General features: G+C 41.7%; 22 protein-coding genes. 9 read left to right on the plus strand and 13 right to left on the minus strand.

Translation table 11 applies throughout. The features are described from left to right. Window positions 1-186 precede the first annotated feature (186 nt). Window positions 187-1,971, plus strand: a complete 1,785-nt coding sequence (gene leuA, locus FHS24_RS00940; protein WP_183617921.1) for a 2-isopropylmalate synthase — start codon at window positions 187-189, stop codon at window positions 1,969-1,971. A 290-nt stretch (window positions 1,972-2,261) separates the two neighbouring features. Continuing rightward, a complete protein-coding gene (locus FHS24_RS00945; RefSeq protein ID WP_183617922.1) occupies window positions 2,262-2,879 on the plus strand; it encodes a hypothetical protein in 618 nt (205 codons plus the stop codon). A gap of 141 nt (window positions 2,880-3,020) precedes the next feature. Here FHS24_RS00945 and accC read toward each other — a convergent pair whose 3' ends face one another. The 4 genes from accC to FHS24_RS00965 all read right to left on the minus strand — a co-directional run bounded on the left by accC (window position 3,021) and on the right by FHS24_RS00965 (window position 7,429). Further along, on the minus strand, window positions 3,021-4,382 hold the full coding sequence (gene accC / locus FHS24_RS00950) for an acetyl-CoA carboxylase biotin carboxylase subunit (protein WP_183617923.1): 1,362 nt from the start codon (window positions 4,380-4,382) through the stop codon (window positions 3,021-3,023). Between the two features lie 159 nt (window positions 4,383-4,541). Continuing rightward, window positions 4,542-4,970: an acetyl-CoA carboxylase biotin carboxyl carrier protein gene (accB, locus tag FHS24_RS00955; RefSeq protein ID WP_183617924.1), complete on the minus strand. Its 429-nt coding sequence runs from the start codon at window positions 4,968-4,970 to the stop codon at window positions 4,542-4,544. A gap of 251 nt (window positions 4,971-5,221) precedes the next feature. Further along, on the minus strand, window positions 5,222-6,589 hold the full coding sequence (locus FHS24_RS00960) for an MATE family efflux transporter (RefSeq protein WP_183617925.1): 1,368 nt from the start codon (window positions 6,587-6,589) through the stop codon (window positions 5,222-5,224). 345 nt (window positions 6,590-6,934) lie between these two features. Next, on the minus strand, window positions 6,935-7,429 hold the full coding sequence (locus FHS24_RS00965; RefSeq protein ID WP_183617927.1) for an EVE domain-containing protein: 495 nt from the start codon (window positions 7,427-7,429) through the stop codon (window positions 6,935-6,937). 238 nt (window positions 7,430-7,667) lie between these two features. Between FHS24_RS00965 and hemW the strand changes: the two genes are divergently transcribed. Next, window positions 7,668-8,993 (plus strand): radical SAM family heme chaperone HemW, encoded by a 1,326-nt coding sequence (gene hemW, locus FHS24_RS00970; RefSeq protein ID WP_183617929.1) that lies wholly within the window; start codon window positions 7,668-7,670, stop codon window positions 8,991-8,993. A gap of 101 nt (window positions 8,994-9,094) precedes the next feature. Here the strand turns inward: hemW and FHS24_RS00975 are convergent, their stop codons facing one another. Then, on the minus strand, window positions 9,095-9,235 hold the full coding sequence (locus tag FHS24_RS00975) for an entericidin A/B family lipoprotein (RefSeq protein WP_011280495.1): 141 nt from the start codon (window positions 9,233-9,235) through the stop codon (window positions 9,095-9,097). Window positions 9,236-9,489: 254 nt separating this feature from the next. Here FHS24_RS00975 and FHS24_RS00980 point away from each other — a divergent pair, with 254 nt between their 5' ends. Continuing rightward, entirely contained in the window at window positions 9,490-10,062 is a 573-nt protein-coding gene (locus tag FHS24_RS00980) for a tRNA (cytidine(34)-2'-O)-methyltransferase (protein ID WP_183617931.1), read from the plus strand. Between the two features lie 79 nt (window positions 10,063-10,141). Here FHS24_RS00980 and FHS24_RS00985 read toward each other — a convergent pair whose 3' ends face one another. The 4 genes from FHS24_RS00985 to tusD all read right to left on the minus strand — a co-directional run bounded on the left by FHS24_RS00985 (window position 10,142) and on the right by tusD (window position 11,847). Further along, entirely contained in the window at window positions 10,142-10,495 is a 354-nt protein-coding gene (locus FHS24_RS00985; RefSeq protein ID WP_183617941.1) for a TusE/DsrC/DsvC family sulfur relay protein, read from the minus strand. Continuing rightward, window positions 10,492-10,845: a hypothetical protein gene (locus FHS24_RS00990; protein ID WP_183617943.1), complete on the minus strand. Its 354-nt coding sequence runs from the start codon at window positions 10,843-10,845 to the stop codon at window positions 10,492-10,494. The genes FHS24_RS00985 and FHS24_RS00990 overlap by 4 nt, the downstream gene beginning before the upstream one ends. A 138-nt stretch (window positions 10,846-10,983) precedes the next feature. Beyond that, window positions 10,984-11,307 (minus strand): hypothetical protein, encoded by a 324-nt coding sequence (locus FHS24_RS00995; RefSeq protein WP_183617945.1) that lies wholly within the window; start codon window positions 11,305-11,307, stop codon window positions 10,984-10,986. Between the two features lie 96 nt (window positions 11,308-11,403). After that, window positions 11,404-11,847 (minus strand): sulfurtransferase complex subunit TusD, encoded by a 444-nt coding sequence (tusD, locus tag FHS24_RS01000; RefSeq protein ID WP_183617949.1) that lies wholly within the window; start codon window positions 11,845-11,847, stop codon window positions 11,404-11,406. Window positions 11,848-12,144: 297 nt separating this feature from the next. Between tusD and glnE the strand changes: the two genes are divergently transcribed. From glnE to FHS24_RS01020, 4 genes are all read left to right on the plus strand, one after another. Further along, entirely contained in the window at window positions 12,145-14,994 is a 2,850-nt protein-coding gene (gene glnE, locus FHS24_RS01005; RefSeq protein ID WP_183617951.1) for a bifunctional [glutamate--ammonia ligase]-adenylyl-L-tyrosine phosphorylase/[glutamate--ammonia-ligase] adenylyltransferase, read from the plus strand. A gap of 282 nt (window positions 14,995-15,276) precedes the next feature. Further along, window positions 15,277-16,206: a branched-chain amino acid transaminase gene (locus FHS24_RS01010; protein ID WP_183617953.1), complete on the plus strand. Its 930-nt coding sequence runs from the start codon at window positions 15,277-15,279 to the stop codon at window positions 16,204-16,206. A gap of 160 nt (window positions 16,207-16,366) precedes the next feature. Next, window positions 16,367-17,365 (plus strand): glycosyltransferase family 4 protein, encoded by a 999-nt coding sequence (locus FHS24_RS01015; RefSeq protein ID WP_227671764.1) that lies wholly within the window; start codon window positions 16,367-16,369, stop codon window positions 17,363-17,365. A 2-nt stretch (window positions 17,366-17,367) separates the two neighbouring features. Beyond that, window positions 17,368-18,348 carry a glycosyltransferase family 4 protein gene (locus FHS24_RS01020; RefSeq protein WP_183617955.1) on the plus strand — a complete coding sequence of 327 codons (981 nt, stop codon included), beginning with the start codon at window positions 17,368-17,370 and terminating at the stop codon, window positions 18,346-18,348. A gap of 51 nt (window positions 18,349-18,399) precedes the next feature. On the opposite strand, the gene FHS24_RS01025 is transcribed toward FHS24_RS01020, so the two are convergent. The 4 genes from FHS24_RS01025 to aspS form a co-directional block, all read right to left on the minus strand. Next, complete coding sequence (locus FHS24_RS01025) at window positions 18,400-20,007, minus strand: glycosyltransferase family 2 protein (protein WP_227671765.1); 1,608 nt, start codon at window positions 20,005-20,007, stop codon at window positions 18,400-18,402. Next, window positions 20,004-20,720, minus strand: coding sequence for a glycosyltransferase (locus FHS24_RS01030; protein ID WP_201599016.1), 717 nt, complete (start codon window positions 20,718-20,720; stop codon window positions 20,004-20,006). Before FHS24_RS01030 ends, FHS24_RS01025 begins: the two co-directional genes overlap by 4 nt. A gap of 264 nt (window positions 20,721-20,984) precedes the next feature. Beyond that, window positions 20,985-21,911 carry a lysophospholipid acyltransferase family protein gene (locus FHS24_RS01035; protein WP_183617959.1) on the minus strand — a complete coding sequence of 309 codons (927 nt, stop codon included), beginning with the start codon at window positions 21,909-21,911 and terminating at the stop codon, window positions 20,985-20,987. Between the two features lie 67 nt (window positions 21,912-21,978). Beyond that, window positions 21,979-23,805: an aspartate--tRNA ligase gene (aspS, locus tag FHS24_RS01040; protein ID WP_183619069.1), complete on the minus strand. Its 1,827-nt coding sequence runs from the start codon at window positions 23,803-23,805 to the stop codon at window positions 21,979-21,981. Between the two features lie 455 nt (window positions 23,806-24,260). Here aspS and sohB point away from each other — a divergent pair, with 455 nt between their 5' ends. After that, entirely contained in the window at window positions 24,261-25,247 is a 987-nt protein-coding gene (gene sohB, locus FHS24_RS01045; protein WP_183617961.1) for a protease SohB, read from the plus strand. Window positions 25,248-25,275: the final 28 nt, after the last annotated feature.

Consider the following 25,275-nt stretch of genomic DNA (forward strand, 5'->3'; position numbering starts at 1 on the left):
TTGTATGTTTTTTCACTAAATTACTATAGTTTTGGTTGAAATAAAGCTGATTTCTAACGCAGAAACTTTGTTATTATAATGGCATAAACTTTTATTATCTCGTATGATAAAGAATGATTTGGTCATTAGTTGCCCAGCTAAAATCTACAATTCAACTCAGCTCTTTATGTTATCTAAGGATTGATTATGCCTAATCAAGCAACACGCCATGCAGACAGTACCTCTGCAAAAGTTACCCCAAAAAACGCCGCTTTCGATTTCCGTAAATATCGCCCTTTTGCATTTGCACCTGTGCTGACAGATCGCAGCTGGCCGAGCAAAACGATTGAGAAATCACCAATTTGGGCAAGCGTGGATCTGCGTGATGGTAATCAAGCACTGATTGATCCGATGACGATTGAACAAAAGATGCGCTTTTTTAAAACCTTAGTGGACGTTGGTTTTAAAGAGATTGAAATTGGTTTCCCATCAGCGGCACAAGTTGAGTTTGATTTTGCACGTAAGTTAATTGAAGAAAACCATGTGCCTGCTGATGTCACATTGCAAGTTTTGGTGCAGGCGCGTGAGCATTTGATTGCTCGTACTTTTGAGTCATTAAAAGGAGCGAAACGTGCCATCGTTCACGTTTATAACTCAACGTGCCGTATCCAACGCGAAAAAGTATACGGTAAAAATAAAGCTGAAATTAAAGAGATTGCGATTACCGGTGCTAATTTATTGGTTGAATATGCAGCCAAATATCCAGAAACAGAATGGGTATTCCAGTATTCACCTGAAAGCTTTAGCCAAACTGAAACGGAATATGCGGTCGAAGTCTGTGACGCAGTTTGTGATGTTTGGAAGCCTGAAAATGGTCAAGAAGTGATTTTAAACTTGCCCGCGACGGTTGAAGCATCAACGCCAAACGTATTTGCTGATCAAGTTGAGTATTTCTGCCGTCATCTTGCCAAACGTGAGCATGTGACTATCAGTTTGCATACCCATAATGACCGTGGCTGTGCGGTAGCTGCTGCTGAGCTTGGTGTGCTTGCTGGTGCTGATCGTATTGAAGGAACCTTGCTTGGTAATGGTGAGCGTACTGGCAATATGGATATCATGGTCATGGCAATGAACTTGTTTAGCCAAGGCGTTGATCCAGAGCTCGATTTTAGTAATATGAGTGAAATTGTACAGGTGGTGAGTGAGTGTAACAACTTGCCACTCCATCCTCGTCATCCGTATGTTGGCGAATTGGTCTTTACCGCCTTTAGTGGCTCACATCAAGATGCTATCAAAAAATGCCTCGATTATAATGAACAGCATGCCGAGCAGACCGAAAATGTTTGGGACGTGGCGTACTTACCAATTGATCCGGCGCATATCGGTCGCAGCTATCAAGACGTGGTTCGTATCAATAGCCAATCTGGTAAAGGCGGTGTTGCTTATATCTTACAGCGTAACTATGGTTTTAACTTGCCACGTTGGATGCAGATTGACTTTAGTGGTGTCGTGCAAAAACAAGCGGAAAGCGCTGCTCGTGAACTGCAGAATGATGAAATCTTACAAACCTTTGAAGACACTTATTTGCAGCAAGGCAGCTTTGAGCTTTTAGATTATAGTATTAATAATAAAGGTGGCGAGGTGTACTTTAACGGTCAAGTACAGATGAATGGTGACGCCATCACTATTGATGGTACGGGTAACGGTCCTTTGTCTTCATTTATTGACGGACTTGCACAGCACACGGGTAAATCTATTCATGTCATTAATTACGCTGAGCATGCAATTAATCCGCAGCATAATAGCGGTGATGGCATTGATGATGATACCAATAATGACAACAAAACCAATGCCAACGCTGCTGCTTACATTCAACTAAATGTCGACGGCGATGTTTATTCAGGGATTGGTACTTGTAGCAGTACCGTATCGGCGATGCTTAAAGGTGCTTTATCCGCCTTTGCTCAGGCAGTAAATACTGTCGCTGCTTAATAAGTTTCATACTATTAATATTAAGACAGTTGATTCAATACGATAATTTATAGCGTCATGGCTTTTGCAATTAGCAAGTCAGCCATGACGTTATTTTTTATGTAAGAATTCATCCTAGCAGAACGCTATTTTAAAGGTACCGTTTTTATATTGAAATCATTATAACTAAGTGAGTGCTCAACTGCGTCTTTACGACTAATAGCATAATGTTACTTGTGTTTTTAGTGTCTAAGACTTACGCTAATGTATATATCATTCATTATTATAATACTAGAAAAACAAGGTTAATTATGGAACCTATATCATTTGCTTCATTTACATTGGCATCTATTTTAGCTTCATTGCCAGCGAATGGTGAAGTCGTTAGTAAGCCCACGATTACCACGCATATTAGTCCCGCTATTGCTGGACAGTGGGAGATAGATTTAGACAGTAGCATCACAATGACTAAAGAAGCGGAGGCCAGACAAGCGGCGTCAAAGCAGCAAAAAGAAAAAAGTGCTGAACCAAAAGTAAATGCTGATACGAAAGATGGACTACTGACTCAAAATGAGAAGCGTATTGTTAATATCAAGCCGAGCACTAGTCAAAAGCTCATAGCTTCAGCAGCTAAATCCAATCAATGCCGTGAGTTATATAACTTTGCTGCGGATAATGAGATGTGGGCGGTCAGCGGTAAAGAATGGACGTACGGTCGTTATTTAGTCACCCACCGTGAAGAGGGTCTGCCTATTATTGCTCTCAAGACGGTCTATGATAATAATGAGGTAGATTGCTCAGGCAACCAGATAGATCAGACCGATGAAGCGTTGATTGCATTTTTAAACCATGACGGCAATCAGATGCAGTGGTGTGCCGACCCTGATGGTACCGAGTGCTTTATGAATTTCACTAGAGTGTTGCCATAATATTTTATTGTCATCTATAAATTATCATCTGTGAAATTTGAAACTCTGATTTATAAAAACCAGACGCAATAAAAAACCACTATCCAAATAGATAGCGGTTTTTTTATTAACTTTGCTGTAAAACAACAGAGTTTAGAAAGCTTACGAATCAGCCTTGTCTTTATTGGCCGTTAATAATTCTCTTTCAAGATAATGAATATTTTGTGCCTCATGGACAAATTTGTCATCAGCCAAAATCACATCACGATGCATCGGTATATTGGTTTTAATACCCTCAATCACCAATTCATCAAGTGCATGCAATGTTTTAGATATTGCTTGCTGACGCGTTTGACCATGACAGATAAGCTTGCCAATGAGCGAGTCGTAGTAGCTTGGAATCTCATAGCCTGGATAGAGATGTGAATCAAAGCGAACGCCAGCCCCACTAGGTGAGTACAGCTGAGTGACAGTACCGGGTGATGGCATAAAAGTCACTGGATCTTCAGCATTGATACGACATTCAATCGCATGCCCTTGAACCTCAATCTCGCTTTGACGATAAGATAATCCGTAGCCCGCCGCGATTTTAAGCTGCTCAACGACCACATCAATCCCTGTAATCATCTCAGTAATGGTATGCTCAACCTGTACACGTGTATTCATCTCGATAAAAAAGAATTCATTGTTTTCAAATAAAAACTCAAATGTCCCAGCACCGCGATACTTGACCAGTTTACAAGCTTTGACGCAGGCATCGAGGATAGGCTGACGTACATCGTCAGGGATATCAGGGGCAGGGGCTTCTTCTAATACTTTTTGATGGCGGCGTTGTAAAGAGCAGTCACGGTCATAAAGATGAATAGCATTACCATTGCCGTCGCCAAGTACCTGTACTTCTACATGGCGCGGATTTTGTAGATAACGCTCCATATAGACGGTATCATCGCCAAACCACAATTCAGCTTCTTGCTTTGCCGCTTGCACCTGACCAATAATTTCCTCAAAGCGCTCAACGACGCGCATACCACGACCACCACCGCCTGCAGCTGCTTTAATGATGAGCGGAAAGCCAATATTACGTGCTTGCTCTTCTGCATTGTGCATGGTCACCGCACCAACTGAACCGGGTACCGTGGGTACACCTGCTTTTTTCATGGCATTGATGGCGGAAACTTTATTGCCCATTAAGCGGATATGATCGGCGTTAGGACCAACGAAGGTCAATCCAGCTTCTTCGATACGCTCAGCAAACTCAGCATTTTCAGCTAAAAAGCCATAACCAGGATGAATGGCATCAGCGCCAGTAATTTCAGCAGCGGTCAAAATGGTATTAATATCAAGATAACTTTGGTTGGCATTGGGTTTGCCAATACAGATTGCTTCATCAACAAAGCGTAAGTGCATCAAATTTGCATCAGCGGTAGAATAGACGCCGACAGTCTCTATGCCGAGCGCCTTACAAGCTCGAACGATACGTAGGGCAATCTCACCTCTATTGGCGATGAGCAGTTTTTTTATCATGGGGTCATCCTTGTTGAAGCGGCAGTCATTGATAAAGTCGCTATTTTAGACATCATAAAAATAAATGACGATACAACTCATTTAGGTAAATTGAGCGCTGATGTCGTATCAATAATAACGAGGTCTCAATCATTACAAAGTAAGGGTTGGAAAACAGCGTTACGCTTTGTAGCGTATGACCGGCTGACCAAACTGCACAACATCAGAGTTGTTCACTAAGATTTCATCCACAATACCGCTTTGAGTCGCTTCAAGAGGATTCATGATTTTCATAGCTTCAATAATACCAAGCGTGTCACCCGCTTGTACTTTTTGTCCAACCTTTACAAACGGTGGATCGTTAGGACTTGGGGCGGAATAGAAAACACCAACCATCGGCGATGTCTCAACGCTACCAGCTTTGATAGTTGCTGTGGCTTCAGCAGCGATTGGCGCAGCGCCAACAGCAGGAGCGGCCATCATCGTTGGTGCAGGCGCATCATAGTGACGAGTTAAGCTAATATGCTCATCGTCTGAGCTGATTTCTAAATTAACCAGCTCACTTTCTTCCATGAGTGCGATCAGGGTGCGTATTTTTTCAATATCCATAATTGTATTTTTGCCTTGTACTAAATTCGAGAAAATAGTGTAACTAAATATTGTGTTGGTAATTGCTAATGATACCTATATTCACGCCAATGAGCAATCGATGTACAGTTGTTAACTGAGTTTTTTTACATATTATGACGTAAGCTATTCTTAAGCGTAAGAAATACTCAATGATTTATCATAGTCTATGTGACAAGGTAGCGCTAGTAATGGTTACTAGACGCTACGATTGGATAAAAGCAATTACGGCATTAAGCCCACATCATCGTTAAACGTTTTTGCTGATAGCGCAAACGTATGGTAAGCAAGATGGAAGAGAGGAATAATCCGGTGATAAGTGCCATCCAAAAACCTTGTGCGCCAACGTCAGTAAAGCGTACCAGATAAATACCAAGTGGTAGGGCAACAAGCCAATAACAAAATAGCGTTACCCACATCGGTATGGTGGTGTCTTGCATACCGCGTAATATACCGGCGACATTGACCTGCCAACCATCAAATAACTGATAAGCCAGCGCAAAGATAAGTAGATGCATGGCTTGCGCTGTAACATCGGGATTGTCGGTAAATGCGGCGGCCAATTGCGGTCTAAATAACCAAATACCAAGCATACAAGTAAGGGCAATCATTACTGTCCATATCAAACCCGTCGCTTGCACCTGACGTAATGCCATCAGGTTTTTTTCACCAAAGCGGTTGGACACCATAATCGTCAGCGCCATCGCGACTGAGATGGGAATCATAAACAGCTGCGAGGTCACCGATAGCGCTACCTGATGCGAGGCGGTTGCAAGCTCGCCTAAGGGACTTATTACCAAGGCTCCCAAGCTAAACAAACTGGCTTCAAAAAAGATAGAAATACCAATCGGGATACCAAGCTTTAATAGTTTTTTTATTTGCGTGCGATTGGGACTGGCAAAAGCATAAAAGAAGCGTGTACTGGCAAACTGCTGGCGCTTAGTAAAACTGGTATAAGTTGCTAATAGGATGACGTTAATCCAAAGGACTATTGCGGTTGCCACTCCGCAACCAGCGCCGCCCATCTCAGGCATGCCAAATAGACCATGGATAAAAATATAGTTAAGCGGGATATCAGCAAGCAGTCCGATGATACTGATAACCGTCACAGGCTCCGGTCGACCAAGCGCCTCACAATAGCTGCGCAGTACCGCATAGACCGCAATCGCAGGGAAACCGAACGATACCCCACGTAGATATTGGGAAGCGATGGGTTGAATGTTTTCAGGCACACCCATCACCCCAAGTATATTGGGTGCTAAATTAACAATAATAAAACCGAGGATGCCGATAACACCAGCCGTCCATAAAGACTGCTGGGTGATGTGTGGTACTTGGCTGTGCTGGTTTTGACCGATTGCTTCACCAATAAGCGGCGTCGTGGCAATCAAAATACCTGTTGCCAATAAGAATAATGGCAGCCAAATACCGGAACCGACGGCCACTGCCGCCAAATCAAGGGCAGAGACTTGACCGGCCATAATGGCATCGACAACCCCAAGCGCGGCTTGGCAAAACTGGGTAATTAAAATAGGGAGTGCAAGTACGCCTAAGCGTAAGCTATAACTTTTAAAATCTCTGAAAGATAATGGGAAAACCATAATAAGCAACTTTTTATTCTTTGCGGTAATGATTGTAGATGAGCAAATGCTGCCATCAACAAGTTAATAGCAAGACAGTAAAATAGGATTGGTGCGACGATAATACTCCGATAAATAATATGAGCAAGCCCAATCTAAGTAACAATAGGCTAGCTAAGTAAAAAAACAAAATTGGCAAGCCTAAAATAAAAATAACCCGTCAATTCGCAAGCAGAATTGACAGGTCATGATGAGAGAAATGGTAAACAGGCTAAAGTCGAATGTCAACGTTTTAGAAGTGTTTGTTAAAACTAAAGCATAGCTTCTTTCTTGAATTTTAAGGCGTCGTAAGCCAGGCAGTAAGCGTCAAATAGAGTTAGCCTCATTCGGTATGAGATTAAGCTCTTCTGCCATATCTATAATCGTGTTCCAATGCTTGGGTTCAAGCGGAAGAATGGTCAGCTGCTCACAGCCTTTTCTCAGCAACAAGGAATCTTCAAGCGTCGGTAAAAACTTAAGTTGCGCTAAGGGCAATATATCCATAAAAGCTTGCTCGAAAGTCACATCGACCATATACCAGCGCGGCTCATCCTCAGTTGCTTTAGGGTCATAATGGCGATGTTCGGGATGAAACTGAGTAGTATCAGGATATCCAGTCTTGCTAATGGTCACGATACCAGCGATACCAGAAGGCTTGGCGCTTGAATGGTAGAAAAACGCTTTATCACCAATTTTCATATCGTCACGCATAAAGTTACGGGCGCGGTAGTTACGGACGCCATCCCACATTTCTGTGCCTGCACGTTGTAAGTCTTCTATACTAAAACAGCTTGGATTAGATTTTATAAGCCAATAGGCCATAGTCATTATCCTTTTAAGAGTTATTATTCTAGTAGTGATGATTTTAAAAGCTGCTAATCATAGATTCTCATCTTATATGTCTATTAAGCTTTTCTAGCTATCAGCTTAAAAGCCAGTTTGTGTCACTGATTTATGCCTGATTTATGATGATTATGCTTTTCTTTAGCTCGCACAGCCGTTATCCTAGCGCTACTTTCTGCTTATGACCGCAGCTACCCCTTTATAGATAAGTCCGCTTATGTCAAATATCAAATCGTCTCATTTTTCTAACAATCTTGGATCTGTTAATCGTAATAATACAAGCGTGCTCAATATCAGAGATATTCCGTTGGCACTTTATATTCATATTCCATGGTGTGTCAAAAAATGCCCTTATTGTGATTTTAATTCACATGAGCTACCAGTAGACAGTCAGCTGTCTATGTATGATGAGTATGTAGATGCACTATTGCAAGATGCTGCTATGCAACAGAGATTGACCCAAGGACGTGAGATCAGCTCCATATTTATCGGTGGTGGTACACCGTCGCTGCTGCCTATTATCCAGTACCAACGTCTGTTTAACGGTTTGCGAGCGATTTTTAAGTTTGCAGATGACATTGAAGTAACGATGGAGGCCAATCCAGGCACCCTTGAGCATGCGCCATTTGCTGAGTATTTAGCCGTAGGGATAAATCGTCTTTCGATTGGTGTACAGAGCTTTTCTGCTGAGCAGCTCACCACGCTGGGGCGTATTCATAATCCAACCCAAGCGCTTTCTGCCATTAAAGCCGCTCGTAGCGCTGGATTTGAGCGCGTAAACGTGGATTTGATGCATGGGCTACCGCAGCAAACTATGAGCGAGGCGTTAGACGATATTCAAATGGCGCATGAAGCAGGCGCGACTCATATCTCTTGGTATCAGCTAACGATTGAGCCAAATACTGTGTTTTATCGCAGTCAGCCGATTTTACCCGATGAGGATAGCTTGGCAGATATTGAACAAGCGGGTCAGGCATTGCTTGAAAGTTTGGGCTATTACAATTATGAAGTGTCGGCATGGGCAGGTGCGACCGATAGACCCTGCCGTCACAATGTCAATTATTGGCAGTTTGGCGATTATCTGGCAATTGGCGCTGGGGCGCACGGTAAAGTAACGGTTGGACAAGACAATATCGGACAAAATATCAGCAATGAGCTGACGTCTTATGAATGGGATATAGATAACGAAAACACTCAAGCAGGTATTTATCGCTTTAGTAAATCTCGTATGCCAAAAGATTATATGGAAAATAAACAAGATAGTCAGCAAGGTAATGCATTAATAATAGCGCCAAAAATGGTTGGCTGGCAAGCTATTGATGAAGAGGAATTGGTGAGTGAATTTATGCTCAATGCTTTACGTTTACACGATGGCGTAGCATGGTCGTTATTTAAAGCACGTACGGGTCTAAGCTATGACAGCATTGAAAGGCAAGTTGCTAAGTTAATCGAGCAAGGTTTACTAATAGATAGTCTTGAACAGCTGCAACCGACAGAACTTGGCAAAAGATATCTCAATCAAATATTAAGAGCATTTTTATAGAATAGTATATTAATTTAGTTTATATAATAAAAAATCTAACTGATTAAAAAAGGCTTATCACATCAATGATAAGCCCTTTAAGTAATCTAAATGTTTAAAACTTAGATTTTGTTTTGTACTTCTTGTGCAGTACCACTTACAGCACTACCAGCGCTTGATACGTCTTGACCTAGACCTTTAAAAGTATTACAACCAGTTAATACAAACATAGCAGCCAAAGATGCGATAACCAATTTTTTCATAATTTTTTCCTCAAAAAAGACAGGGTTTTATAAGTAATAACAGTAAAACCTAGCATTTTGCTTAAGTTTTACTGAGGGGTTGCAGGATAGGATGATAATGTTTTTAGATTATCTCGTTATCCGTTACAGCCATCATAATCAAAGTTAAAATCAGAGCACAGTATCAAAATGTAATTATTGGCAGTAAACTGTAACTTTTGATTACGCCTGCTATATACGCCCAATATCAAGTTCACACCATTTACGGAGTTCGTATGACCATCCATATCGTGTTGGTAGCGCCAAAAATGCCTAGTAATACGGGTAATATCATTCGTCTGTGTGCCAATAGTGGGGCGCAGCTACATTTGGTCAGACCGTTAGGATTTGAGCTCGACGATAAGAAGCTACGCCGCGCTGGTTTGGATTATCATGAGTATGCCCACCTGAAAGTACATGATGACTGGGCAATGACCAAACAGGCGCTGCAAGCTGCTGGTTGCGATATTATTACCGCGCTTACGACTAAGCTCAGCAAGCCATTTTATGAGTATGATTTTAGCGTGCAGAAGACTGACCATACAGATAACCAGTCGACTACTAGGCCATCATCAAATCATATTGCTTTAGTTTTCGGTTCTGAAACGGCAGGGCTGCCAGATGATATTCGTGCCGATATTGGTGCTGATAACTGGCTGCGCTTGCCTATGCTTGCGGACTCGCGCAGTTTAAATCTGTCTAATAGCGTGGCAATATGCTTGTATGAAGTCTGGCGACAGCAAGGGTTTGACGGCGATGAAGGGCGCAGTATCGGTTATAGCACATTGACGGTTTATGATCCGAAATAGAGAAGGTAGTTAAGTTAAAAAAAGGTCAAATAAAATCATTGGTTTAATTTTTTTAACCTCTTTTTTTATAGTACGTTTTTTATAAACAATTAGGCGGTTTTGGTAAGCCAGCAAGACGATTGACATGACGGGCGACCAAGCCAGTATTAAATAGCTGCTGTAGCTTTTGATTACTGATGTCATGATCGGGTAAGGTTTGCTGTAGCCATTTAATCAGCGGACGGGTAGCAGGCGCGTGATTAAATTTGACAAAAAATGCGCGTACCTGCTGCAAGATAGCTAAATGTTCAGCATTGATAGTCACTTCTAAGGTGTTAGCTAGCTGCTGCGCGATAGCAGGCGTCCAAATCGTATGGTCACATAAATGCCCGTCTTGGTCTAATTCAACGTTGAGCGCTGCTGTGATAGGAGTGATGGCATTGTCATTATTCATAGAGCAATCGTTACCACTTTATCGAAATTGCTACCGTCAACAAGACTGTTTTGAGTCAAGGCAACCCATTCACTATCGCTTAAAACAGCAGTTAATTTGGCAGTGAGATTAAGCTTAGACCTTGTATTGTCGCTCAGCTGCGCTATATCCTCAGTCAGGGCGTAAATAGCAGCAATATCTTCTATCTCAATGCTCTCAAGGTCACCCAAGTAAGCATTAAACCAGTCAATAAAAGCGACCGTTGCACCTAATAATATGATGCTGTCACCCGCACGCCACGTCGATGCCATTTGTTCTGTACTGCGTCTAAGCGTGTCCATAGTGCAATGTAATTGGTATAAAGTTGCCATAATCATCGTGTCCGCTTGCTTGCTATATTTGTTGTCATATTAAGCTAAGTGTTAAGAATAGAAATTCGCACTAATATTTGAGATTTATAGTGTTTTGAAAGTTAGAATTTTAATTGTTGATATTTCTAAATACTGGTATCAAAAAACCAGAATCTGGTCAAAATCTTGCGAATTTATTACCTCTGGCATCAAAGTCAGTTGCGTCGCCAAATCAGTTGGTAGCATACCCGTAATCCAACCGCTAAACACATCGTCAGGTAACCAAGCGGCTGGCATGTCATATAATTCAAGCGACTGAATCATGCCGTGCAGACGTGAATCAGGCTGCATCAAAAACCCAAATACAGGCGCATCCAAATACAGCTGTACCTCATGGCCAAAAGTAGCTAAAGTCAAAGCCAGCGCGCAGCCTTCATAGCTTGACATCTCAGTAGGGGTTTGCAAGCGAATGAGTAATTTCATGATGTCTTCCTAATCTTAGGTATCGCTAACCATTATTGCTAAGCTGATTGTTTAAGGGCTGATTGTTTGTACAGCGAACTATAATTCCAATGCTCATTAAAACTGTATCAAACGACAGTCACTTTGCATCATCATCGCAAGCTCACTCAGTCCAACCAGCTTAAAACCAGCTGCCAGATTTTCGCTATCTAACTGATGACGGGTACTATTTTCACTATCTGAAATACCACGGCTGAGGGCCGTACTAACACAAACAGGGAGTGTCAACTGATACTGTTTGGCAAGCTTTTGCCATTCTTGAGTGATATTCATCTGGTCTGCTGATTGCCAGCGTAATCGATTGGCCGTATTGGCAGCATCCGCATAGAAAAAAATATTTAACGGCGCGTGCGGGTCTGCATGGTGGTCGCTATTATCCGTTTTATCATGGTTATTTATTTCAGTGGTTTGTAAGTAAGTACGAGCATAGCGTAGTGCAATATGCGCCAACGGATGGCTGGGATCAGCTGTAATCAATAATAGCGGAGTCGTGGTCGTCATAATCGCGGTGTCACCTATGATTAATGAGTATGAAGAAAAAAGCGCAGCGCCTTAAGGTTCTTAAAACTCAAGTTTTTTAAGCCTTTCAAGCATTAGCTATTGTAGCATTATTCATGAAATTTTCGTGCGTTCCTCATTTTTTAGTCAATAGGGTGCTGTTAATAGCATGGTTGAGAATTTATGCTACTATAAAAACCCTAAAATAAGATTGTATACCGTTGTTTTAACATTATAGAAAACAATTTTTCCGATTGATGTGGTTTTTATAGCTTTATGCTGCAAGGAGTTGTCGTCGTTATGCTATCTACCGTGCCTAGTGGTACAGGCTTTCAGCCCACAGCAGAGCAGCTACAAGTGCTACAGACTGCCAGCGAGTTTGCTTATCAGGTTTGGCAAAGTCGAACGGGCGCTTGCCAGACGTTTTTGCGCAGTTATCCGTTACAAAGCACCTTAACACGCCAGCAAATTGACGATTTGATTCAAGATTATACCTTGGATGAGAATTACCAACTTGCCAATGAAGACAAAGTGATGAGCGGCTTGCGGCATTTGCGTATGCTGTTGATGATGCGCTGGATTTGGCAAGATGCCTTGGCCGTCATTGAGCTTGAGCAATTGACTGATGAGCTGTCTGAGTTTGCGGATGGCTGCATTTTATTTGCCAAAGACTATACCTACCAGCAGCTGATGGCGCAATATGGGCAACCGACCTTTATTAATGCTAAAGGTAATGTGCAAGTCGATGATATGGCGATTATGGCGATGGGTAAGCTTGGCGCGCATGAGCTGAATTTATCCAGTGATATCGATCTTATTTTTGTCCATCAGGCGCGCGGTGAGACGGATGGTGACAAAGCAAAAGGCACGCGCAGTATTGATAATAAGCGTTTTATGACGCGGCTTGGTCAAGGTATTATCAGACTGCTCGATAATAATACCGCTGATGGTTTTGTGTTTCGAGTCGATATGCGTTTGCGTCCTTGGGGTGATGGCAGTGATTTGGCGATTCATTTATCAGCATTACAGAAATACTTTGCTCAGCATGGGCGGGCATGGGAGCGCTTTGCTTGGCTTAAGGCCCGTGTGGTTGGGCATATAGAGCAGCCGTTTTATGACGACATTCAAGCACTGATTAAGCCTTTTGTGTTTCGCTATTATGTTGACTATAGTGCCTTTTCAGCCCTGCGAGAGATGAAGTCTCTTATTCAGAATCAAGTCGCTCAACGTGAGGATTTGGATAATATAAAGCTTGGCGCGGGTGGTATTCGAGATATTGAGTTTATCGTCCAAGCCTTTCAATTGATTTATGGTGGGCGGCATCCGCAGCTACAGGTTAAGTCTTGTTTGGCGGCGATGCAGGCGCTCTGTCAGCTTGAGTATTTAGAGGAGAGAACTTATCAAGAGCTGCAAGCTGCTTATCGTTTTTTACGTCGCCTTGAGCACGGTATTCAAGCGATTAATGATCAGCAAACGCAGCGCTTGCCGCATGACACACAGTGGCAGCATAATCTGGCACTTACCCTTGGCTTTGATAATTGGGAAGGGTTATTAGCGACACTCAATCAACACCGCTATCATGTTAATGTACCGTTTGAGCGTATGGTCACCGAACGGCAGATACCCGATCAAGAGGATGATGAGCTTGAGCCTGAACATCTAAATGAGCAGGTTGCGCGCTTAAATGAGGTATTAACTGAAGAAAACCGCGCGCTGCTACAAGGCTTTTGGCAGTCAAAAATGGTTGCCAATTTGAGCGATGAAGCGCGTGAGCGTTTGGATAACGCCTATCCTGTAATCGTGCATGCGCTACTTGCGCATCAAGAACAGCAGCAACTTGCTAATACCGCTTTGCCCCGTTTAATTACCTTGCTAGAAGCTATTTGCCGCCGTTCTATCTACTTAGTCATGATTGCAGAAAATCCTAATGCCACCGTTGAGCTGATTCCAATGTTATCAGCCAGCCCTTGGATTGCAAAAGAATTGGCGCAGTATCCCGTACTTTTAGATACCTTTTTACAGCAGCGCTATCGTCACTTACCGGACAAGCCGGAGCTACGTGATATTTTGCGTCAACAGTTATTGCGCGTAGAGCCTAACGATGAAGAAGAGCTACTCAGCGTACTGCGTCTATTTAAAAAGAACCAAGTGTTGGCAGTGGCTGCCAGTGATGTATTGGCAGAACGCCCAATTATGAAAGTGTCAGACTCACTGACTTATATTGCTGCTGTGGTACTCGAGGCCGCGCTTGAGCGTGCCTTTGCCGAAATCGTCAAACGCTATGGCTATCCAATTGGCCAAGATGGCGATCCAGTCACAGAAGCGGATTGCGGCTTTGCTATTATTGGCTATGGCAAGCTTGGCGGGTTGGAGCTGTCATATTCATCAGATTTAGACTTGGTTTTTTTGCATAAAATAAAAGAGCAGGGTATGACCACGGGTGAGAAATCAGTCAGTGGTATGAAGTTTGCGGCACGATTGGCGCAAAAGCTGATGACCTATCTTAATACCCAAACCCGTGATGGCCGCGCTTATGAAGTCGATATGCGTCTGCGTCCCTCAGGTAATGCCGGCATGATGGTGGTTTCTTGTCATGCGTTTGAGACTTATCAGCTTGAGAAGGCTTGGTCTTGGGAGCATCAAGCGTTGGTACGGGCGCGGGCAATCTGCGGTGACAAACGCGTGACCGCCCGTTTTTGTGACATTCGTCGTACTGTTTTGGCATTACCGCGTACGATTGAGCAAGTTCGTATTGAAGTCACCAGTATGCGTATTAAAATGCAAAAACATTTGGGTACCAGTCAATGGCAACAGCAAGCCGGCAAGTTCCACCTTAAGCAAGATGCTGGTGGCATTGTAGACATTGAGTTTCTCGCGCAGTTTGCAGTACTGGCCTATTCGCATGAGCATCCAAGCTTGACTAAGTGGAGTGACAACGTCCGTATTTTTGAAGAGATGGCGACTTTGGGTATTTGGGAGGCACAGGTGTGTCAGGATTTGACCGATGCTTATTTACGCATACGTGCAGCGACGCACCAATTGGCATTATCCGAACAGTCGTTATTGGTTGATGAGTCATTATGGACAGAAACGCGAGCACTGGTACAAGCGCAGTGGCAACATCTGATGGGCGTAGAATCGGCAGAGTAAAGTTGCTGCATTATAATGATGCGGCCAAATGATACGACAAGAAGCATAGCGCTTCGATAGCCATTCTATCCAAGGGTATATGAATAAAAGCCATGCAGTGATAAACTAAAATATTGTATTCGCTTTGCGTGCCGGTGATATAATCGCTGGCACATTAAATGTGTATATAAAGAATTGCACCTGAAGATAGACACTCAGTATCAGCATACTATTTTAATTAAAATATCTACTTAACACTCAACAAAAAAAGTTAGACGTCAGCGCTAGCATAAGGACTATTAAATGAATATGGCAACACAAGAAGGTAAGCTTTGGATGAATGGCACGATGATTGAACAGCCAGATGCCAAAATCCATGTACTGACGCATAGCCTGCATTATGGCATGGCGGTGTTTGAAGGTGTGCGTGCTTACCAGACTGCTGACAACCGTACGGCGATTTTTCGCTTAAAAGACCATACCGATCGCCTATTGGGTTCTGCAAAAATCTTTCAAATGAGTGTACCATTTGATGCAGCGGCACTTGAGCAAGCGCAAAAAGATGTGGTCAAGCAAAATAACTTGGCAGAAGCTTATATTCGCCCGCTGATTTGGTTCGGTGCCGAAAAGCTGGGATTATCATCACGTGATAATAGCGTAAATGCGATGGTTGCAGCATGGCATTGGGGCGCCTACCTGGGTGAAGACGGTATCAAAAACGGCATCCGTGTAAAAACCTCGTCATTTACTCATCACATGACTAATGTGACTATGTGTAAAGCAAAAGCATCTAGCAACTATCCAGTCTCTATCATGGCAAATCAAGAAGTCACACGTAATGGCTATGACGAAGCTATCTTGATGGATCCTCAGGGTTATGTTTGCCAAGGTGCTGGTGAGAACTTATTTTTAGTCAAAGACGGTGTACTGCATACACCTGACTTAGGTGGTGGCGCGCTAGATGGTATTACCCGTCGTACTATCATTCAGTTTGCTGAAGACTTGGGTATCAAAGTCGTTGAGCGCCGCATCACTCGTGATGAGTTCTACTTGGCGGATGAAATCTTTATGACCGGTACCGCTGCTGAAGTGACGCCTATTCGTGAATACGATGACCGTGTTATCGGTAATGGTGGTCGTGGTGAGCTGACTGAGAAACTGCAAACCTTATACTTTGATGTAGTTCATGGTCGCAATGAGCAGTATATGCATTGGTTAAGCTTTATTGATTAAGAACAGAGTTTTCAAGTAGGTTGTATAAGCTGAGCATAATTGCTCAGCTTTTCTTATATTAATATATGTAGCTATTGATAAAACCTGAGTTTTCCAGTATTACGTGTTTGGAATATTAAACACTCTAAACAATAAAAAGTTATTCAATTATGAGGTATTTGTGAAAATTCTACATGTATTACTTACACGAATGCCTGTTCCACCTCTGAAATACGGTGGTACAGAACGTGTTGTCTGGGCTTTATATAAAGGGCAGAAAGAGTTAGGGCATGAGGTTAAGTTTTTGACTAAACATCAGAGTAGTCATCCGGATGCACTTTTATATAACCCAAAAAATACTCTCGAAGAGCAAGTAGAAGGCTGGGCGGATATTATTCATTTTCATTTCTTATATGAAGGTGAGCTTAGGACCCCTTTTATCTGTACAACGCATAATCAGCAAGTTACACCGGCATCTTTTCCCAAAAATACAGTTTTTCTAGGAAAGCTGCATGCGGAGCGAAGTGGTGGTAAAGCTTATGTTTACAATGGGTTATATTGGGATGATTATGGCGAACCTAATTTAACTCATTCAGGTAATTACATTCATTTTCTTGCTAACGCAAAATATAAAGACAAGAACCTAAAAGACAGTGTGGAAGTTGCTCGAAAAGCGAAAAAAAGCTTACATATTATCGGTAGTAAACGTTATTGTTTAAAATGGCGTAAAAATGGAAAATATAAACCTTATTTTTATCCGGGAAATGATTTGAATTTTTATGGCATGCTTGGAGGCGATAAGAAGAATGAAGTAATACGTAACTCTCAAGCCTTGATTTTTCCCGTGCTTAATTACGAGGCTTTCGGTTTAGCAATGATAGAAAGCTTATATTTAGGGTGCCCTGTCATTGGTAGTAACTGTGGTTCTTTACCTGAAATAATTACTAGAGATGTTGGAATAAGCACTGATAGTAAAAGTGTTATGGTCGATGCCTTGAATAATATTGGGCAATTTAGTCGTGAGCGTTGTCATGATTATGCACGAGAAACTTTTAATCATCTTATTATGAGCAGGAATTATTTATATTATTATAAACAAGTTTTAAATGGTCATGCGTTACATGACGAGCCGCCTGCAATTGCTCAGAATCTTCTATATGATTTTAGTTTAAAGGATTAAGCATGAAAATATTACATGTTCTTCTCACGCAGCTTAGTATTCCACCAATAGACTATGGAGGTACTGAACGTGTTTTATGGGGACTATATCAAGGGCAAAAATCCTTGGGACATGAAGTTAAGTTCATTACTAAGAATAAGAATACACATCCTGACGCCTTGTATTTTGATGAAAAAAAATCATTAGAAAGCCAAATCGAAGGCTGGGCAGATATTATCCATTTTCATTATCCCTATGACGGAGATATTAATACTCCTTTTGTATGTACTGAACATAGCAATAGTGAAGTTGAAAAAGAGTATCCAATTAATACGATTTATTTATCAAGTAGACATGCTGATAACTATAATGCTACGTGTTTCGTTCACAACGGGTTATATTGGCCTGACTATGGGGAGCCCAACTTTAATCCTAAACATTATGTTCACTTTCTCGCTAAAGCTTCGTGGCGTATCAAAAACTTACAAGGCTCTGTAAGAATTGCACAAAAAGCAGATATGCCGATGCATATTCTAGGAGGTAAACGTTTCAATATTCGCCGAAATCCATATTTTTATCCCTCGTCAGCATTGACCTTTCATGGCATGATTGGTGGTGAACAAAAAAATAAATTAGTGCGTAACTCTAAAGGTTTGATATTCCCTGTATTATGGCATGAACCATTTGGACTGGCTGTCATTGAAAGCTTATATTTGGGTTGCCCTGTGTTTGCCACATCGTTTGGCGCGTTACCAGATATAATTACTCAAGAAGATATTGGTCTTTTATCAGACAGCTATAGTGTATTGACTGAGTCAGTGAGGAATACTGATCAATTTGATAGACATGCCTGCCATAACCATGCAAAACAGTATTTTAGTCATACGGCAATGGCAAAAGGATATTTACATTGTTATGAAAGAGTGCTTGCTGGTGAGACGCTTAACTCTCAAAAACCAAAAGCCAAAGCTAATATAAAAGATAGGCTAATAATGGTCAGCTAACAGGTTTAAGCTTAAAAGGATTTTAACATGATAGCTTTTTAACACTTATTTTTATTTTTCGTTATTCATCTGCGAAAGCATTATATATTTATCCATTGTATAGCCAAGCGAGGCAAAGGCTAATATAAACCCATATGCACCACCTAGTATATCCGCGCGGATAAGATACTCACGGATAAATGAAAACCAAGAGCGAAATAGTAATTCAACTAATAGAATATTTTTACCATCTTGATGCTTTTCTTTTGCCCAATCATGACTATAACGAATATTTTTAACCAAAAAGTGATGTAAGTTATCATTAGTAATATGAGGTAGATAACCGTTTAGGACTTCAGTATGTATACCATTCTGATCTAAAGATTCATGTACCTCTAGGGGTGAGTATTTGAATGTTTGATTTGCATATAGTCTAGCTAATTTATCTGTATACCAAATGCGTTTTTGCACCTCTACTCCACAAAATTGATTCACACGTGCGACGCTGAACACCTTATCGTTTTGTAGAGGTTTATTTAATACACTAACAATTGACTCACGTAATTCTTGATCTAAACGCTCATCAGCATCTAATACAAGTACATAGTCGCTACTTGTATAGCTTTGGGCTAGCTGACGTTGTTTTCCAAAGCCCTGCCAATCCGTATTAACAAACCATTTAGCTCCGTAATCTTCAGCAATTTTCTGAGTATTGTCTGTGCTACCAGAGTCTAAAATAATGATTTCATCGACAATATCATAGACTGTATCTAAACATGATTTCAAATGTTTAGATTCGTTTTTGACAATCATCACTAAAGAGACTGTACTTTGTTTTCTTGAAAGGTCAATTATCTTTAATTGTGAAGTTGTATTAACAGAGTCAAGAAAGGCTTCTTCTGCTTTATTATGAATAAGGTCGTATAAAATGGCGTATTTATTAAAAGTATATTGTGTAAATAGCAATGAATAAACTAAACCATATCTACCTTTTAAAAAACGCCCATCAATTAAATATTGTTTGATGAATGACCAAAATGTATGAGTGATAACTGAAGTCATCGATACTCTTTTTCCAATAGTATAGCGGTCATCTGCCCATGCTTTGGCATAATCCAGGCGTTTCTGCAGCCAAAATAAAGGCGTCTCAGCAGTATGATGTAGTAAAAAACCATTTATAGTGTCAGTTTTAGCACCATTTAAAATGACTGACTCATGTACTAAATTGTCATTATATGAAAAACCTCTTGGGTATAATCGCCAGTGAGCTTTTAATGACCAGTAGCGATTATCAATTTCATGCCCAAAAATACAGTCAATTCTCTTAATGCCATATACGGTATCATTTGGTTTTTGTGAGATAATTTCGAGAATACTATCTTTAAGCTGAGGAGTTACTTCTTCATCAGCATCTAATGCTAGAATCCAATCACCTGTTGCATAAGATTGTGCTAATTGACGCTGTTTACCAAACCCTTGCCAATGGGTATTGATATGCCATTTACCACCGTACTGCTCTACGATGGCTTGGCTGTTATCTGTACTACCTGAGTCTAATACAATAATCTCGTCCGCTAGTCCCTGTAAAGCAGGTAATGATATAGCAAGGTTTTTGGCTTCGTTTTTAACTATCATAACGATAGAGAGGCGATGCGATCTGGTAACTTTATGATGCTTCATACCCAATGCTCCTTTAACCAAGGACTTGGTTTAACATGACGATACCATTTACCGCCGCCACCTTTAATGGCATCTGGTGGATTAATCTCGCCATGAAATATAACTATTTTTGCACCCTCAGGCAACGTCGGTGGCCGCACAAAGTTAAATGGAATAGGGGCAATACACTGATATTTAAAGCTGACACACCAGTCTTTATCCCAGTACTCTAGATGATGATGCTCACGCAGATAGTTAGATAAGTAGGCTTGCTCATGGCGGACTTGCTGACGAATGCTGTCGAAATTGCGCTCAAAATTTGCGAGCAAATCAGGGTAAGTGCCCATTCCAATATTAAAGCGATAAACCGAACTATTACCAATCATGCGCCATGGCTTTTTCCAGTCACGAATGATAACAACGCTGTCTTCATGCTCAGCTTCATAAGTGAAAAAAGCATCAATATTATCGACGATAACGATATCGATGTCTAAAAATAAGGCGACACCTTTTAGGTCATATAATTCTGGCTTAAAAGTGGTGAGTTTTTTCCAACCACGTTCAGGACCCGCTGGCAAATCCATCTCTGGAATCGGGTAGCACTGAATGGCAGGATCGATGCCGGTGCTATCATCGGTGAGACAGACCATTTGGAAATCTAAAGTCAGGTGCCGACTGACCATGTTATAAAGACGGTTGACATATTCTGCACCGTATTTATCGCCCCATTTCATACAAATAATATAACGTTGCTCAAAGTCTTTGCCATCTATTAGGTCTGAGTCTATTGATAAGTTTTGCTTTACGTCAGTTGCCATCATGCACTCATGTTTATATAAATGAAGAACGAATTTTAAAAAAACTACAACTTAGAAGGATAGAAATAATGTAAACGTTAGCTGATATTAACACGGCTATTATTCACATTATTTTTTAAGTGTTAAGTGTTAGATCTTGATATTATTTTTACTTACTATACGCTGTTGATTATTCATAGCTTAAGATTTTGTATACTTAGAGTTTTGATTATGAATAAACGCTGCTAAGGCTTCTTTGTCAGCGATATAAGGATTGTCTAAAACAGGTATGTGCTTAAAACGGCGATAACCCCACATATAATGACTGCATTTATCTTCGATCATATGTTGCATGGCAAGATTGAGCGCATACGCCGCAGTTTCAGTATTGCGGTCATATAGGGCAGGGTCATCTAACTTATAACAATAGATATCAAAGCCGCGCCCGTCATCACGACGAATACAAGATAAGCCGACCAACGCACATTTGGTTTTGCTCGCAAGTTTGGAGGCAAGCGTACTGGTCAAGGTCTCAATCCCGAAAAAAGGCACAATCACACCGCCTGATGGATCAGGCACATGATCAGGCAGTACAATACTAAAGCCACCTTGTTTAAGGGTTTTAAATACGGCTTTGACGCCGCTACCATCGGTTGGTACCAGAGTCGCATTCAGCTTTGAACGACCTTGCAGGACAAAATCATTTGTAATATTACCTTTAACGGGCTTATACATAATAGTAGGCGAACCAAACTGATTAAGCCAAGCATTCATCATCTCCCACGTACCGAGATGTGGGACAATCGCTAGCATGCCGTTAGGACTTGCAAGCCCTTCTAATAAAAACTCTTTATTATAAACGTCACAAATCTGAGCAATGCTCCATTCAGGTGGCATTGCCCAGCTCTTAACAGATTCAATAGTGGTTAAACATTGATGATAAATAATGTCTTTGGTTAAGGCTTGCTTTTGTCGCTTAGATAACGATGGCGCAATCAATGCCATATTGATACTAACAGTACTCATAATGCTAGCATTTGGTAGGCGCAATATTACCCAAGCAACAAAACGTGCCAGCATCTGCAAGACAGACAGTGGCACGAATTTGAAGATATGATACGGATTCATGACCGTTCACACGGTGATGAATCACGTAACCAGTCAGATAATAAGTAACTAAGCATTATCTGACTATTTATTGCGCAGGTTTGTTGGTGTCAGCCTGTGCTTTTTCGCGCACACGGATACCAAGATCACGTAGCTGCTTGCTATCGACTTCAGCAGGTGCTTGAGTGAGTGGGCACTCAGCAGTTTTGGTTTTTGGGAAGGCTATGACATCACGAATAGAGTCCGCGCCGACCATCAGCATAATTAAGCGATCCAAACCAAAGGCCAATCCACCATGCGGAGGCGCACCGAATTTCAAGGCGTCAAGTAAGAAGCCAAACTTGTCTTGAGCCTCTTGCTCACCGATACCTAAAGCATCAAGTACGGCTTGCTGCATATCAAAGGTATTGATACGTAAGCTACCACCGCCAACTTCTGTGCCATTCAGTACCATATCATAAGCGATAGAAAGTGCCGCTTCAGGATTGGTTTTTAATTCTTCAACAGAACATTTTGGCTTCGTGAACGGATGGTGCATTGACGTCCAACGACCATCGTCAGTTTCTTCAAACATTGGGAAGTCAGTTACCCAAAGTGGCGCCCATTCACAAGTGGTCATTTCTAAATCTAGACCAATCTTTTGGCGTAGTGCGCCGATTGCGTCATTGACGATACTGGCTTTATCCGCACCAAAGAAGATAATGTCATTGCTTTGGGCACCAGTACGTTCAATCAAGCTGACCAATACGTCATCAGTCATGTTTTTGATGATAGGAGACTGTAGACCAGACTCTTTGTCGACGCCATTATTGATGTTGCTAGCGTCATTGACTTTGATATAAGCCAAACCACGTGCACCATAAATGCTCACAAACTTAGTATAAGCATCGATTTGTTTACGGCTTAATGAAGCGCCGCCGGGGATGCGTAGAGCAGCAACGCGACCTTTAGGATCGTTCGCAGGACCAGCAAATACTTTAAAATCAACGTCTTTCATTAAATCGGCTACGTCGACCAGTTTTAATGGAATACGTAAGTCAGGCTTGTCTGAGGCATAGTCACGCATTGCTTCAGCATAAGTCATACGTGGAAATTGCTCAAATTCAACATCCATCATAGTTTTAAATAGATGCTTAATTAAACCTTCGTTGATATTCATGATCTCTTCTTCGTTTAAGAAAGAAGTCTCAATATCCACTTGGGTAAATTCAGGCTGACGGTCAGCACGTAAATCTTCGTCACGGAAACATTTAGCGATTTGATAATAACGATCAAATCCTGACACCATCAATAGCTGTTTAAATAGCTGTGGCGACTGCGGCAAGGCAAAGAAGTTACCGGGACGTGTACGTGAAGGTACCAGATAATCACGCGCGCCTTCTGGCGTTGCACGAGTCAAGATAGGCGTTTCAACGTCTAAGAAACCATGGTCATCTAAATAACGACGAATCGTTGAAGTGGCTTTAGCACGGAAAACCATACGCTCTTGCATCTGCGGACGGCGCATATCAAGGTAGCGATATTTTAGACGCAAGTCTTCTGATACCGTGGTTTTCTCATCATTTAATGGAAAAGGCGGTGTTTCAGATTTCGCCAATACTTCAATCTCTTTGCCCAGCAGCTCAATCTGACCACTGGTCATATTATTGTTTTCAGTACCTTCATAACGGCGACGTACGCGACCAGTGATTTTTAGCACATATTCAGGACGTACCGCATCAGCAGTTGCAAAGGCTTCTGGCGTGTCAGGGTCAACGACGACCTGCAAGATACCAGCGCGGTCACGCATGTCTAAGAAAATCACGCCACCGTGATCGCGACGACGATGTACCCAGCCTACGATACTAATGGTCTGATCGATGAAGCTTTCGGTTACAGCGCCGCAATATTCGTCTCGGTATTCGCTATGCGTCATAGTGCTTTGCGTCATAATATAATTATCCAGTTGTCAGCCCAATTCGAAATACAATAATGCAGCCGTTAGCGTGTGATACATGCGCCGTGCGATTCCAGCCTTTAGCTAAAAAAGCACAAATAACGCGATATAAGACAAATGGTCATCACGTTGGCTGCAGAAAATTTGGTGTAAACACATATTATGCCTAATCTGCCTTTGTTATACAACCAGCGGTTGCGATACAAAGCGCTAAGAGTAAGCCATGTTTAGCAGATATGGCATCTTACTGGTTCGTGATGAGGGAGTGAGGTGCTCGCCATGTGTTTATAGTATTCATACCATAACATTGGCCATCAGTTAAATATTGTCATTTTGCTTGAAAATACTAGCTACTGTGCGCATATCAGGCTAACTTATCAAACCTTATTAAAACAATTTCAATTATCCATTTTAAATAACAAGGAATTCCGCTCATGCTTTTTCATCCTTCTAAAAATCCTGTTGAGCTAAGAGTTATCCATCTGAATAAAAGCCAAGAGCAACGTCGTGAAGACCTGATGGAGGCGACGCAAGGTAAAGCGGCGCTTAAACAGTTAAAAAAAGCCATGGCTAAAAAGGCCAAACAAGCATTAAAAGTAAAAAGTAAAAGCAAAAATAAAAAGAATAATAGCGATGATAAACAGCAAGTCTTTGTTCTTGATTTTGATGGCGATATTAAAGCCACGGCGGTGAAGCATTTACGCGAAGAAATCAGCACTTTAATCAGTACTGCTAATAAAGGCGATGAGGTAGTGGTGCGCCTAGAGTCGGGCGGCGGCTTGGTTCATGGTTATGGTTTGGCAGCAGCACAATTGGCACGTTTAAAAGACGCAGGTCTAAAACTCACCGTCTGTGTTGATAAAGTGGCGGCCAGTGGTGGTTATATGATGGCCTGTGTGGCCGACAATGTCGTGGCTGCACCCTTTGCTGTGATTGGCTCTATCGGTGTAGTATCGCAATTACCAAACTTTCATAAATGGCTAAAAAATCACGATGTCGATTATGAGATGTTTACCGCGGGTGATTACAAACGTACCGTGACCGTATTTGGTGAAAATGACGCTGAAGACCGCGCGAAATATCAAGAAGAGCTTGAGCAGACGCACGAGTTATTTAAGCATTTTGTCAATACTTATCGTCCAACATTGGATGTCGCTAAAGTCGCGACTGGCGAACACTGGTATGGTGAAGATGCGTTAAAGCTTAATTTAATTGATAGCCTACAAACCTCAGACAGCTATATTTTAGAGCTTATGGAAGACAATGAGGTGTATGCACTGCATTCACGTCAAAAACCAACCCTTGCAGAAAAGTTGGGGCTGTCACAAGCAGCAGAGGCGACACTCAACATAGCGATTGATAAATTGCCAGATGCCTTGGCACGTTTTGAGTTAAACAGTCGTTTGAATATCCTAAAATAATCTTAGATATCATTGTGATGACTCGTAG

Source organism: Psychrobacter luti, assembly GCF_014192115.1.
Lineage (GTDB): Bacteria > Pseudomonadota > Gammaproteobacteria > Pseudomonadales > Moraxellaceae > Psychrobacter > Psychrobacter luti.